Source organism: Nostoc sp. NZL (assembly GCF_015714705.1).
GTDB lineage: Bacteria > Cyanobacteriota > Cyanobacteriia > Cyanobacteriales > Nostocaceae > Nostoc > Nostoc foliaceum_A.
This window is the reverse complement of sequence record NZ_WBKL01000215.1, coordinates 1-13,753: the sequence shown is the minus strand read 5'-3', so window position 1 is coordinate 13,753 and position 13,753 is coordinate 1. Positions and strand designations below refer to the sequence as shown.

The 13,753-nt window shown below is 39.8% G+C and carries 9 protein-coding genes and 1 pseudogene; 8 read left to right on the top strand and 2 right to left on the bottom strand.

Annotated features, from left to right (window positions below):
• Nucleotides 1-104: 104 nt before the first annotated feature.
• The gene (tsaE, locus tag F8R90_RS32215) at nucleotides 105-566 is read left to right on the top strand and encodes a tRNA (adenosine(37)-N6)-threonylcarbamoyltransferase complex ATPase subunit type 1 TsaE (RefSeq protein ID WP_196514120.1); all 462 of its coding nucleotides are present in this window, start codon (nucleotides 105-107) and stop codon (nucleotides 564-566) included.
• 723 nt (nucleotides 567-1,289) lie between these two features.
• Here the strand turns inward: tsaE and F8R90_RS32210 are convergent.
• Nucleotides 1,290-2,465, bottom strand: a complete 1,176-nt coding sequence (locus F8R90_RS32210) for a patatin-like phospholipase family protein (RefSeq protein ID WP_196514119.1) — start codon at nucleotides 2,463-2,465, stop codon at nucleotides 1,290-1,292.
• 23 nt (nucleotides 2,466-2,488) lie between these two features.
• On the opposite strand from F8R90_RS32210, the gene F8R90_RS32205 reads away from it, so the two are divergent.
• Complete coding sequence (locus F8R90_RS32205) at nucleotides 2,489-2,722, top strand: hypothetical protein (protein ID WP_196514118.1); 234 nt, start codon at nucleotides 2,489-2,491, stop codon at nucleotides 2,720-2,722.
• 249 nt (nucleotides 2,723-2,971) lie between these two features.
• On the opposite strand, the gene F8R90_RS32200 is transcribed toward F8R90_RS32205, so the two are convergent.
• Nucleotides 2,972-4,291: a dihydroorotase gene (locus tag F8R90_RS32200; protein ID WP_196514117.1), complete on the bottom strand. Its 1,320-nt coding sequence runs from the start codon at nucleotides 4,289-4,291 to the stop codon at nucleotides 2,972-2,974.
• Nucleotides 4,292-4,562: 271 nt separating this feature from the next.
• Between F8R90_RS32200 and lepB the strand changes: the two genes are divergently transcribed.
• The 6 genes and pseudogenes from lepB to F8R90_RS32170 all read left to right on the top strand — a co-directional run.
• Nucleotides 4,563-5,204, top strand: a complete 642-nt coding sequence (gene lepB / locus F8R90_RS32195; protein WP_196514116.1) for a signal peptidase I — start codon at nucleotides 4,563-4,565, stop codon at nucleotides 5,202-5,204.
• A gap of 261 nt (nucleotides 5,205-5,465) precedes the next feature.
• The gene (locus tag F8R90_RS32190; RefSeq protein ID WP_196514134.1) at nucleotides 5,466-6,248 is read left to right on the top strand and encodes an MOSC domain-containing protein; all 783 of its coding nucleotides are present in this window, start codon (nucleotides 5,466-5,468) and stop codon (nucleotides 6,246-6,248) included.
• A gap of 592 nt (nucleotides 6,249-6,840) precedes the next feature.
• Nucleotides 6,841-10,458: an ATP-binding protein gene (locus F8R90_RS32185; RefSeq protein ID WP_196514115.1), complete on the top strand. Its 3,618-nt coding sequence runs from the start codon at nucleotides 6,841-6,843 to the stop codon at nucleotides 10,456-10,458.
• Nucleotides 10,455-12,290, top strand: a complete 1,836-nt coding sequence (locus tag F8R90_RS32180) for a GGDEF/EAL domain-containing response regulator (protein ID WP_196514114.1) — start codon at nucleotides 10,455-10,457, stop codon at nucleotides 12,288-12,290. Before F8R90_RS32185 ends, F8R90_RS32180 begins: the two co-directional genes overlap by 4 nt.
• Nucleotides 12,291-12,558: 268 nt before the next feature.
• Nucleotides 12,559-13,482 (top strand): annotated as a pseudogene (locus F8R90_RS32175) (hybrid sensor histidine kinase/response regulator); the annotation flags it as partial.
• A gap of 50 nt (nucleotides 13,483-13,532) precedes the next feature.
• On the top strand, nucleotides 13,533-13,753 hold a 221-nt coding region (locus F8R90_RS32170), incomplete at its 3' end, for a helix-turn-helix domain-containing protein (protein WP_196511794.1).

Sequence of the window (13,753 nt, the reverse complement as noted above, 5' to 3'; positions counted from 1 at the left end):
GATGCGCGTCTAAAGTATATAAACACTCTTGATGGTCGTTAACTGTTGATGGTTAACAGTCATCAGTCATTAGGTAAATGTACAAATTAAATGCATAACAGCTTATGAAAATGTTTCTTGCAGATACAGAGGCGACGCTACGCTTAGGTATTGCTCTCGGTGAATCCCTGACTCCTGGAAGTGTAATTTTACTAGAAGGTGATTTAGGATCTGGTAAAACTACCCTAGTTCAAGGTATTGGCAAGGGTTTGGGAATCACTGAACCTATTGTCAGTCCGACTTTCACGCTGATTAATGAGTACACGGAAGGACGTTTTCCCCTTTACCACCTAGATTTATATCGCTTAGAACCACAAGAAGTTGCAGCCCTAAATTTAGAAAGTTACTGGGAAGGTTTTGAGGTGATACCAGGAATTGTGGCAATTGAATGGGCGGAACGATTGCCCTACAAGCCAGATAGTTATCTAAGCGTGAGTTTGACTTATGGGCATGAGGGCGCTCGTCAAGTCGAACTCTTACCATTCAATTGTGTCATTAACGAAGCCAAAATAATTCGTAATGATTAATCAAGTTCCTCTGTATCCTTCAATTAAATTACGAATTACGAATTAGTAATTATTTGGTCATTGCCGCGATTTCAGCTCATCTCCCGCGTGAAATCCGAGAAATGTCACTTTCTTGAGCACAACACTAGAAAATTTCTGCAAACAGTCGAGGGAGAATTCCACACTCGTTCTATCTGCCACTACCACGCTCACCACTGTAAATCACTAACATTGTTATCTCAACCCAAAATAAATGAAAAATTCTGTAACAGCAGCTTTATTCCTGCAATAATCAGTTATAAAAACTGATTTGGATGGTGTATAAATTAAGAAAATGTAAACTGTTGTTGGGTTAAATGAGAGTTTTCACAAAACTTAGTCAGCTTAATTTTGCCCGATTAGTTCTCTACTGTCATTAAGAGAACAAGTCTGGATTACTTAGCAGCCAAAGCTATTAGAAGAAAGTTAAACAACATCAAGTTTTGTAGAAGTTGTCTAACTTTTCCTTATATTTAATATACCCAATGCAAGGTCACAATATATACACAAAAATACTGATTTATCAAATATTTGAAAATTAATTTAAATAATTTTAATTAGCAATAAGTTCTTCTATTCACATCTGTAATTAATACTGAGATTAATAAATTTAAATAAAACATCTCGTATTTCTACGATAATTCTGTAGAAATACGAGATGTTTTATCCTATATTAGTTGACATTAATATGTCTACGTGGATGCACTAGTTATCTTTAATAAAAGAGGCGATCGCCTTTTTTATCGGAGAACCGGAGTCGTCTCTGGTATAGTACGTAAGACCTTGATCAATGAATGCAGAGGTAGTATCGATTAACTGTTGAAGAATCTCGGAATTAGTGTTATCTATTTCTTCACTAACCTTTTCTCCTGTAAATCGGTTTTTTCGATCTTCTGGAGGTAATACAATACGAGGATCTTTATAAGTCTCTTTTGGCTTGGGTTTAAATGTCTCATTTAAGTCAAACTGAAGACGCAAGTAACGCTTAGAATCATATCCACCCATGATTTGTCGGCAAATTGTACTATCAATCTCAGATGTAGGTTCCATAAAGATATTAGTAAGATTTTGTACCCAATCTAAGCCTCTCCATTTGCTTATTTGCTTATATTGAAATGGTTCACCAGTTTGACCGGTGCCAATAGAAAGAATAGAAATATCTTCCAATCGCAGATTATCCAGTTTATATTTTTGCTTAATTGTTGGAGAGACTGAAGACTGACTGATCCTCATCACTAGACTCAAAGCTGCCAGAGCAGGGTTGTTAGCAGAAATTCCTCCATCAATGTGTGGAAATTCCCAATATCCAAATTTTTCTTTATCTACAGGTTCTAATTTATATGGTGGAAAAAAAGTAGGAGCTGAGGCAGAAGCGGTACATATCTCCCATAAATAACAGTCATCGTACCATCTGTCTCCTAAATCGGGATGACAATTTGTAAAAAAGGTTGTATTTCGATATAACGTATCGTAAGCAAGAATCAAGAGAATAGGTTTTTCAATATCCTTTATTCTTGTGGATTTATAAGCATCTTTGAGGACGCTAATAATTCCATCATGAGAATATTTAGATCCTGAAAATACATCAATAATTGATTTGATGATAGACGGAAAGTTTTTATAGCGCTCTTTTCTATCCAGCGGGAATATATCTTTACCTCTATCTTGATACAGTTCAATGAGTTCATTACTCTCCTTCCCTATAGCAATACCTCCTGCTAATATTGAACCAGTAGAAGTGCCAGCAACCAAGTCAAAGTACTCGTGTAAAAAGTTTCCTTTCCCGTGATTTCTAATTTCTTGTTCTACTTGTTGAAGTATTCGTGCTGCGACGATTCCACGAATACCGCCACCGTCTAAAGCTAAAATTTTGAAGGTCATAGCAATTCTCCTTGATAATTTCTATGGTTATATTTCCGGGCATAGTTTCTGGGAAATACATGACTTGGATGAAGGTCAAGCATCATGAGATTTGTTCCAATACCTACCTTATCCGCCTGGAAGATTTAACGAACCGCCAAGGACGAGGCAGTGCGTTACAGAAGTTGCCAACACTCGATTACTCGCTAACTCTGCCGCTATCCGTTATAGCAACTGCCGTGCCAAGGACAGGTCATCTTATAGCGCGAAGGCAATAGTTATTGAAGATTTGACTTGAAACACTTATAAATAAATTCAGGGTTTCAAGTTGCAATTTCTGATACAGCGACAAGTCAATACCCTTTGATTCAAAGGGTAAAGGAGGAAAAACAAGGATTTTCGTCTTTTAGCTTTAACCAAACCGCATTGGTCTAGTCTTGACTCTAGATAGATGAAAATCTTGCCAGTTCAAGTATGGCTTTGATGTATAATTCTTTGTCTACTACGTAAGCTTAAATAAATATTTGCTATAAGAAAGTTAAAGCTTGACCCCGCACTTGCGTATTTACCTGGCCTTTGTCAAAAACTATTTCACCACCAACAATAGTGGTTGTAGCCCAGCCGGTAAGGTTCCAGCCTTCAAAGGGACTCCAACGGCATTTGGTTAAGAGTTCTTCGCGCCGAACTGGACGGTATGTGTTTAAATCTACAAGCACTAAATCGGCATCATAACCAGGTGCGATCGCTCCTTTATTGGGAATACCATAAGCCACAGCTACATTTTTTGACATCCAGTTCACAACTTGGGCAATAGTACACTTTCCTTCCATCGCCGCAGTTAACATCAAAGCTAGGGAAGTTTCTACCCCAGGCATTCCCGAAGGACTATTAGGATATTCTTGAGCTTTTTCTTCTAAGGTGTGCGGTGCGTGATCTGTAGCGATGAAATCAATCACGCCATCGCGCAAAGCTTGCCAGAGAACTTCGTTATCGTGGGGCGATCGCAAAGGTGGATTCATCTGTGCCAAAGTACCGATCTGCTCATAAGCACTGGTATTCAACAACAAATGCTGTGGTGTTACCTCTGCTGTTACCCAGCTAGGTTTCTCCTGACGCAGCAAATCTGCTTCTTCGGCAGTTGACATGTGCAAAATATGCAGACGACGGTGATATTTTTGAGAAAGTTTTAATGCCAGTTGGGTTGCCAGCAATGCCGCTTGATTATCTTGAATTTGCGAGTGAACAGCTGGATCGTGAATATTGGCAAATTCTTGGCGGCGTTGGTTGATTCTAGCTTGATCTTCGGCATGAACGGCAATCAAGCGATCGCCTTTGGCAAATATCGCAGAGAGGGCTGTTTCGCCATCAACTAGCAACTGACCATGCATCGACCCCATGAAAATCTTAATTCCTGGTGTTGGCTTTGCTAAAAGCAAATCTGGTAGATTCTCTGCTGTTGCCCCAATAAAAAACCCATAATTAACCAAGGACTTTTGTGAGGCCCGTTGTAGCTTGTCGTCTAAAGCCTGCTGTGTCGTTGTTAGGGGGCGCGTATTGGGCATTTCTAAAAAGGAAGTGACTCCGCCTTTAGCACAGGCACAGCTAGCGGTAAATAAATCTTCCTTGTGTTCTAGTCCAGGTTCCCGGAAATGTACCTGCGGATCGATAACTCCTGGCAACAAAGTTAACCCTTCTGCGTCAATTTCAGTGGCTAGTGCTGTTTCGGAGATTTCTGGCGCAACTTCGACTATTTGGCGATCGCGCGTCAACACATCCCCAATCATCAGTTCACCATTGGGTAGGATTATGCGAGCACGGCGAATCAGTAAAATTTGTGGAGATGACATAGGGTTAACTTTGTTCAGACAGGGAGCTATGTATTACAGAGAACTATACTTTTAGGTTAAACTTATTCGCGCTCAGAGTAACCAATTTTTGCCGCGCGTTAAAAAAAAGTTTATTTTTAATTTATAAAGAACTCTGTCAAATCCACAATCTAAAATTAGTAGTCAAGATGGGAACATGACTAGGAAATTAAAATTTTCCCGTTAAGATTAACAGATAAAGTCTCACTAGGCGAGTTAATTACCTACATCTTTCCTTCCGTTAAGTAATTTCATGCAAAATCAAGTGTCTGATAACAACTCTAGTCAACAACCCGATAATTCTTGGATCGCAGAGCTAGGTAGAACAATTGTCTTGAGCATTGTTCTAGCTCTGGGAATCCGTACCTTTGTTGCTGAAGCACGCTGGATTCCTTCTGGATCGATGGAACCGACTCTGCATGGTACGCCAAACCAGTGGGAGGCAGACAAAATCATTGTCGATAAGTTGAAGTATAAATTTGCTGACCCGCAGCGGGGTGATATTGTAGTATTTTCGCCAACAAAAGAACTACAGAAAGAACAATATCATGATGCTTTTATTAAAAGGGTAATTGGCTTACCTGGAGAAAAAATACAACTTAGGGATGGCAAAGTATATATCAACAACAAACCCCTCCCAGAAGCTAATTACCTTAGTTCTGGGCAGAGTACAGTAATTGATGTTTGCCAATCAGGGCCACAGCCACCTTTTTTGGCAAAACCTCAGACTATACCAGCCGATTCATACCTAGTATTAGGTGATAATCGTAACAGTAGTTACGATAGCCGCTGCTGGGGTGTTGTTCCCCGCCAGAATATTATTGGACGTGCTGTAGTTCGTTTCTGGCCTCTAAATCATGTTGGAGGAATAGATAAATCGCCAGTATATCCATAATTCAAAAACAATATTGATCAAATGGATAAGTAACAAAAAAAATTTAGATTTTAGATTGGAGACTGCTAAATTGCCAATCTTTAATCCAAAATCTGTCTTAAAAAGTTCAGTTAGCCTTTGGCGGAGCCAGACGTTCGCGGACTCGCTCTAAGCATACTCCTATGGGGATCTTGCTACGCGATGGTGCAAAGCACCCGCCAGAGGCGATGGTCTCCGACCGACCGGAGGTCATCGCAAAATCTAAAATCCAAAATTGCTATGATGCCTTACCTAGCTAAGATTTTACTGTATCCAGTTAAGTCACTGGATGGTATTGAAGTTGAGAATGCTAGAGTTCTTACTAGTGGAGCACTACAGCATGACCGCGAGTTTGCCATTTTTGACGAACAGGGTAGATTTGTCAATGGCAAGCGTCATGCTAAAATCCATTTACTAAGGGCGCAATTTGCGCTCTTCAATAGAACTATCTCGTTGCAAATACCCGATAGCGACTTACAACGAATTTTTCATCTGGATGAAGAACGGCAAGCTTTAGAAGCAACTTTGAGTGATTTTTTGGGGTTTGCTGTCACATTAAGGCAAAACTCTCTGATGGGCTTTCCTGACGATACATCTTCACCTGGCCCAACGGTAATTAGTACAGCAACTTTGGCAGAAGTAGCTTCTTGGTTTCCCGGTTTAAATATAGATGAAATACGCCGTCGAATGCGTGCCAACATTGAGATTGATGGTGTCGCAGCATTTTGGGAAGATCAGCTATTTAGTGAACAAGGTGATTTAGTCTCCTTTCGAGTGGGAGATGTGGACTTTTTTGGGGTTAAACCATGTCAGCGTTGTATAGTCCCAACACGCAATTCTTACTTAGGGGAAGCTTACCCAAACTTTCAAAAAATCTTTGCAACCCAGCGACAAGCAACTTTACCAAATTGGGTTGCTTCATCGCCTTTTAATCACTTTTATAGATTGAGTGTTAATACAGAATTATCCCCATCGTCAGCCGGAAAAATTTTACAAATTGGCGATGAAATTGACATACTTTCATAATAAAATTAACATTTCTTTAAAATAAAAAATCCTAAGTAAATTTTCTTGGATTTTTTTGTTTTTACTATGTATTTGTATGAAAATTTTAAAATTGTTGTACTTAAATATAAGTTTTTGTACAAGTCCAGAGGTTTTGAGACCGGAAAATCAAGACATCAGCAATTAAAAATTAAGTTTAGGATGGGGTGCTAATGGCGACCTGAATTTTAGAATGGCATACTGTAGCTTATCAGTGAAATTTCTGTTTATCCGAGGAAATGTGTTGATACATTACCAGATAAAAGTGAGTAAATTCAGGTGCGATGTCTACAACGGGCTATGACGCTCTCTACGAGACGCTAAAAGCGTAGCTTGCAACTTTTACAAGTACGCGGACTCGCTACCGCTACGCTATCGGCGTCGCAAAGTTTAAAAAATAGGCATTGGAGGGACTTAGCTAGTAAAATAAATATCAAAGCTTCGTGCTTTTTTATACAAAAAAATAAAATTTGCCATAGCCAAAGCCAATTATCCACCGTAATTATGCTGCGATTAAATGTAGCTCGTATGGCAAAAATGCCCCTAGTAGATGCTGGGGAAGAATTAAACAACAATGTTATCCAAACTTCACCCTTTCAAATCTATTAATTGCTTGGTTGGCAAATTTTATGCCAATATGCCCCTGAGGTATGTTCTGATTGTGCCCTTTATATTGCAAATTTTTGGGGCGGTAGGACTTGTGGGCTATCTTTCGTATCAAAATGGCCAAAAAGCGGTTAAGGAGCTTGCGACTCTATTAGAAAATGAAATTTGCGATCGCATTGAACAGCATCTTGATAGCTATTTGACAACTCCCAAGCAAATCAATCAAATCAACTTAGATGCAATTGATCTAGGTTTGCTCAACCTTTCTGACTTTCTAACCACTGGAAATTACTTTTGGAAACAAATGCGGGTTTTCAATGTTGGCTACAACAGCTTTGCCAACCCCAAAGGTGAATTTATCGGTATTGAACGTCTAAATAATGGCAAACTATTGATTAATGAAGTTACTGAAAAGCATGGTATTGGGAAACTTTATGTTTACAATACAGACCTGAATGGGAATCGCCGCCAGCTTCAGCAAGTCAAAAATTACGATCCTCGTGTAGAGGCATGGTATGCAGATGCAGTTAAGGCAGGCAAACCCGTTTGGAGCCAAATTTATCAATGGGAAGATAAACCAGAAGTTTTATCTATATCTTCCAGCTTTCCTGTTTACGATAAAAAAAATCAACTAGTTGGAGTTATTAGTGTTGATTTGATCTTGTCACAAATCAGCAACTTTTTAGCCAACTTAAACACCGGAAAATCGGGTAAAACTTTTATTTTAGAGCGCTCCGGCTTAATAGTGGCTTCTTCTACTACCGAGCCACCATATACCATCATTAATGGTCAAATAAAACGTCGATCAGCATTAGATAGTCAAAATTATTTAATTAGACTCACAACTGAGTCTTTGATCAAACGCTTTGGCAATCTTGAGTTCATGGTGGGGAAGCAACAGCTAAACTTTACCGCCGATGGAGTGCGTTATTTTGTGCAGGTAAAAAGTTGGAGGGATGAACTGGGTTTAGATTGGCTAATCCTGGCGGTGATTCCCGAAAGCGTATTTATGGAGGAAATTAACGCTAACACCCGCATGACTATTTTGCTGTGCATAGTTGCTTTTTTAGTAGCTGCAATAATTGGAATTTTGACTGCTCGCTGGGTAATTCAGCCGATTTTACAATTAAACATATCAGCTAAGAAAATTGCTCAAGGTGAATGGGAGCAAACACCAGAAATTCAGCGTTCCGATGAATTGGGGGAACTAGCCAAGTCATTTGAAACTATGGCAAAGCAACTCCAATCATCCTTTAGTGCTTTGTCAGCAAAGAATGCTCAGATGCAAGTCTTAAATGAGGCGTTATCTCACAGTCAAAGTCGGCTGAATCAATTTTTAGAAGCCATGCCGGTAGGTGTATTTATCATAGATGCTGAAGGTGAACCTTATTATACAAATCAAATTGGGCAGCAAATTCTTGGTCAAGGAGCGATGTCTAACGACAAGCCACTACGCGTCTATGCAGAAGTAACTGGCGAACAATTGTCAGAGGTATATCAAGCTTACCTTGCCGGGACAGATCAACTTTACCCCAGCGATCGCCTGCCGATTTTGAGAGCATTGCTTGGGGAAAGTGCCAGGATTGATGATATGGAAATTCGCTATTGTAACACGATTATTCCCATTGAAGTTTTGGCAAAGCCAATCTATGATGAATCGGGAAATATTGCTTTTGCGATCGCTACATTTTTTGATATCACCCAACGCAAACAAACAGAAAAGTTATTAGCAGAATACAATCGCACCTTAGAGGCTCAAGTAAAAAAACGGACTGAAGAGTTTCAGCAAGTTATCGAGCAACTGCAAACCACCCAAGAAGAACTGATTCAATCGCAAAAAATCGCCGCACAGGAACAACAAGCAGCCGTTCGGGAAGCCGCGCGAAGTGCTGCCGCCAACCTTGCTAAAAGCGAATTCCTCGCTAACATGAGCCACGAACTGCGTACCCCACTCAACGCCATTCTTGGTTTCACCCAAGTTATGAGCCGAGATTATTCGCTATCTGGTGAACATCAAGAAAACTTGGCAATTATTAATCGTGCTGGTGAACATCTACTCAACTTAATTAACGACATTCTAGAAATGTCCAAAATCGAAGCTGGCAGAATTACATTAAATCTCAGTAGCTTTGACTTAATTCATCTATTGAAAAACTTAGAGGAAATGTTGCACTTTCGGGCTGCATCTAAAAATTTAGAATTGCTATTTGAATATGCACAAGACATTCCTAAATATATAGAAACGGACGAAAATAAACTGTGTCAAGTTTTGATCAACCTTTTGGGAAATGCCATCAAATTTACTGATACGGGAAAAGTGACACTAAGGGTGAGACTGGGAACTGGCGAAGCAGGGGAGCAGGGAGAGCGAATTCCCCTTTATCCCCCTCATCTCTTCTTCGAAATACAAGATACTGGCTGTGGTATTACCCCACAAGAAATTGACTTGCTGTTTGAGGCTTTTGAGCAAACCGAAATCGGTAGGAAATCGCAACAAGGTACGGGACTGGGTTTGGCGATTAGCCGTAAATACGTGCAACTGATGGGAGGAGATATTACTGTCAGCAGTATGCCTGGTGTCGGTAGTAAATTTGCCTTTGATGTTCAGATTGCTCTAACTTGCCCCAGAGAAATCCCGACAAACCAAATTAAATCCCAAATTTTAGCTTTAGCACCTACCGAAAAAGCATACCGCATCTTAGTCGTTGACGATTCTAAAGAAAGCCGTCTGTTGCTAGTTAAAATTCTCACATCTCTAGGCTTTGAGGTTAAGGAAGCTACAGATGGTGTTGAAGCAGTTGCTAATTGGGAATCTTGGCAACCACACTTGATTTTTATGGATATGCGAATGCCAATCATGGACGGTTACGAAGCCACAAGAATGATTAAAGCTAAACAAATACAAATAGGGCATGGGGCAGCCAATAGGTTGCGGAAATTCCCAAAATTGAAACAACTGGCATCATCGGGGAGCCAGTGCCTTGAAGGAGGGTTACCCGATTCAGGCGACTGCGAGGTTCTCAAAGTTGTACAAAAAGCGTCTCCCACACCAGAAACAACTGGTGTCATGGGAAATGATGCTTTTGGTGAGTCTACTTTGCGATCGCGAACAGTCTTGACTTCCCCTTGCGACTTCTCTAAAGTAACGCAAGATTGCTCCAATACAGACACGATCATTATTGCCCTAACTGCTAGCGCCTTTGAGGAAGAACGCCAGAAAATTTTGTCCATTGGCTGCGATGATTTTATTCGCAAGCCATTCACACAGGAAGTATTATTGGAAAAACTGAGCCAACATCTGGGTTTAAATACCAATCAAGTAGAAACTACAAACATAGCAGTTGTCGATCAAGCTACACAGATTTTTGTCAGTATTGCCGAACTCCTGAGCCATTTATCACAAATGTCGCCTGAGTGGCTCCAACAGATTCATTATGCCGCAGCCAGCTGTAGCGATGAACTGATTTTAGAGTTACTCAAGCAAATTCCATCAGATAATGGTCAACTTTTTCAAGTTCTCAGGGATTTAGCAAATAACTACCAGTTTGAGAAAATCATGGAATTGACTAAAACAAACGTAGAATGAATTACGAGCATTTAGACCCTGATAAAAAAGATATTTTGATCATTGACGATATGGCAGACAACCTCCGGGTTTTATCCTCCATATTGACAAGGGAAGGGTATAACGTTCGTAAAGCCTTGAACTGGCAAATGGCACTGACAGCAACTCAAACATTATTACCGGATTTGATTCTACTTGATATTATGATGCCAGAAGTGGATGGCTATGAGATTTGTCAGACCTTTAAAGCTTGGGAGCTAACAGCCGATATTCCGGTAATTTTTATTAGCGCTTTAGATGATGTTTTTGACAAAGTTAAAGCTTTTAAAGTAGGTGGTGTAGACTACATCACCAAACCTTTTGAGTTTCAAGAAGTTTTAGTGCGCGTGCAAAATCAACTGGCATTGAGATCGGCGCGATTAGAAATATTGAAACTAAATATCGAACTGGAACATCGGGTAAAACAACGGACTGGTGAGCTAGAAAAAGCTCTACAAAAACTTCAAAAAGAAATAAATTCTCGCCAGAAATTGCAAAGTCAACTGCTAGATATAGCACTTCATGATTCTCTGACGGGATTACCAAACCGAGTTTTGTTTATCAGGCGATTAGAAAATTCTCTAAATCGGGCGAAGCAAGAATCTAATTATCAGTTTGCGGTACTTTTTTTAGACTGCGATCGCTTCAAAGTTGTCAATGATTCTCTTGGTCATCTGGTGGGTGATGAATTGCTAATAGCTATCGCTCGTCGCCTGCAAGCATGTCTGATACCTATCGATAGTCTAGCACGATTGGGCGGTGACGAATTTGGAATTCTCCTCGAAAATATCACAGATATCAACATTGCAACTCAAGTTGCCGAAAGGATTCTACAACAGCTATCACTTGCTTTTAAACTGTCAAGATATGAAGTATTTATGAATGCCAGTATTGGTATTAGTTGGGGCAATAAAGATTATGATCGCCCAGAGTATTTGCTGCGGGATGCTGATACGGCAATGTATCGGGCTAAGGCTCAAGGAAGAGCCAAATATCACGTTTTCAATCCAACAATGCATCAGGAAGCTATTCAGCTTTTAGAGTTAGAAAATGACCTGCGGAGGGCTGTTGAAAGGCAAGAATTCCTGGTTTACTATCAGCCAATTGTTTCACTGACTACAGGCAGAATTTCTGGATTTGAAGCCTTGGTGCGCTGGCGACATCCGATTCGGGGTCTGGTTTCTCCCACAGAATTTATTCCTGTGGCAGAAGAAACAGGTTTGATTAATGCCATCAATACTTGGGTATTACAGTCAGCTTGTCATCAATTAAGCATCTGGCAACATCATCCAGTGATCCCAGAACCCCTAACTATGAGTGTCAATTTGAGTGCAAGGTTATTTTTACAGCCCAATTTTGTAGAACAAATTGACCGAATAATTTATGAAAATAACATAAACCCTGCATATTTAGAATTAGAAATTACAGAAAGTGTAATTATGGAAAATACTAATGCGATTAAAATAATTCTTCAACAACTAAAACAGCGAAAAATCAAGTTGATTATGGATGACTTTGGTACGGGATATTCTTCTTTGAGTTATCTGCATAGCTTTCCTTTAAATGCACTCAAAATTGATAAATCTTTTGTCAAACGTATGCAGGAGAACAAAGAGAATATGGGGCTAGTACCAGCAATGATTGGTATTGCCAACTCAATGGGAATGAGTGCGATCGCTGAAGGTGTCGAAACACAAGAACAGTTAGCCCAATTGAGAAGTTTAAACTGTAATTTTGCTCAAGGATATCTCTTTTCTCAACCCATAGAACAACAATTGGCTCTTAAGTTGCTCGCCGCAGCGCCTCAATGGTAGCTATCAAGTAGCACCTGGGAAAAATTCCATTATTGACGCTCGGTTCGATAATCTGTGCGTGCTATCTACTATACTGCTGTAAGCAGGCTATGAAGTTAGTAAAGCTCATAACTGACCAATAGCTTTGATAGTCTGTAAACCCCTCCAGGTACCGTGGGAGTTACACTATAAATATAAGTATTTCGGCGAAATTGGTCAACAAATTTCAGGGTGATTTCAAAGAAGCATTTACTATGCTCAATAATTATACGTCTATCTTTTGATAATAATGCATTTTAATCAAACTAACCATCATAAAAGAAATATTTTGGTGGTCGATGATACCCCAGATAATTTACGGCTTTTATCGGCAATGTTGACTGCACAAGGTTTTGAAGTCCGCAAAGCCTTAAACGGTAAAATGGCACTGACCGCGTGTCAAATGGTTTTGCCAGATGTGATTTTGCTGGATATCAATATGCCAGATATGGACGGTTATCAAGTTTGTCAACAGTTGAAAGCTGACGATAAAACTTGTGAAGTCCCAGTAATTTTTATTAGTGCCCTAGATGATGTTGTAGATAAGGTAAAAGCCTTTGATGTTGGTGGTGTAGATTATATTGCCAAACCTTTTCATGGGGCAGAGGTTGTATTGCGAATTGAAAATCAGATTAATTTACGTTTACTCCAAGTTAAACTGCAAGAAAAAAACTTTTTACTTCAACAGGCTCTTGACAATTTGAAAGCCTCTCAAGTTCAACAGATTCAGAACGAAAAGATGGTGGCGCTGGGACAGTTAGTGGCTGGGCTGGCTCATGAGATTAATAATCCAATTAGTTTTATTTATGGGAATCTTCAATATGCTGGTCAATATGTGCAAGACCTAGTGACTATGATTGAGGTTTATCAACAGGAATATCCCAAACCCACACCTAAAATTCAGCAAATAGCCAAAGACGTAGACCTGAATTTTATGATTAAGGATCTGCAAAACCTGATAGGTGCAATGTATAGAGGATCTGATCGCATTCGGGAAATTGTACTAGCGCTACAACACTTTTCTCGGCATGATGAAGCAGAGATGAAGCGGGTAAATATCCATGAAGACATCGAAAACACTTTGGTGATGTTACAACATCGACTCAGGGAAGCAACAGACCGTCCCGCAATTGTTGTAGTGAAAGATTATGGTAATTTGCCCCTAGTGGTCTGTCCCATTAATTTTGCGGGGTTATAATCAAGTGTGATTAAATAGCAATGTGGATGCATTGGTATTCACAAGCAGACAAGCGATCGCAGAAGAAGGAAAAAGGGTGTATGAGCAAAAAGTATCAAATTAATCTGAGTGAATCACAGAGGGAAGAACTACTGGCTCTAGTCAAAAAGGGTTCAGCAAAAGCCAGAGAAATTCGGCGTGCACACACATTACTAATGGCTGCGGATGGCAAGACTGATGAAATAATAGCAGAAATATTACACATATC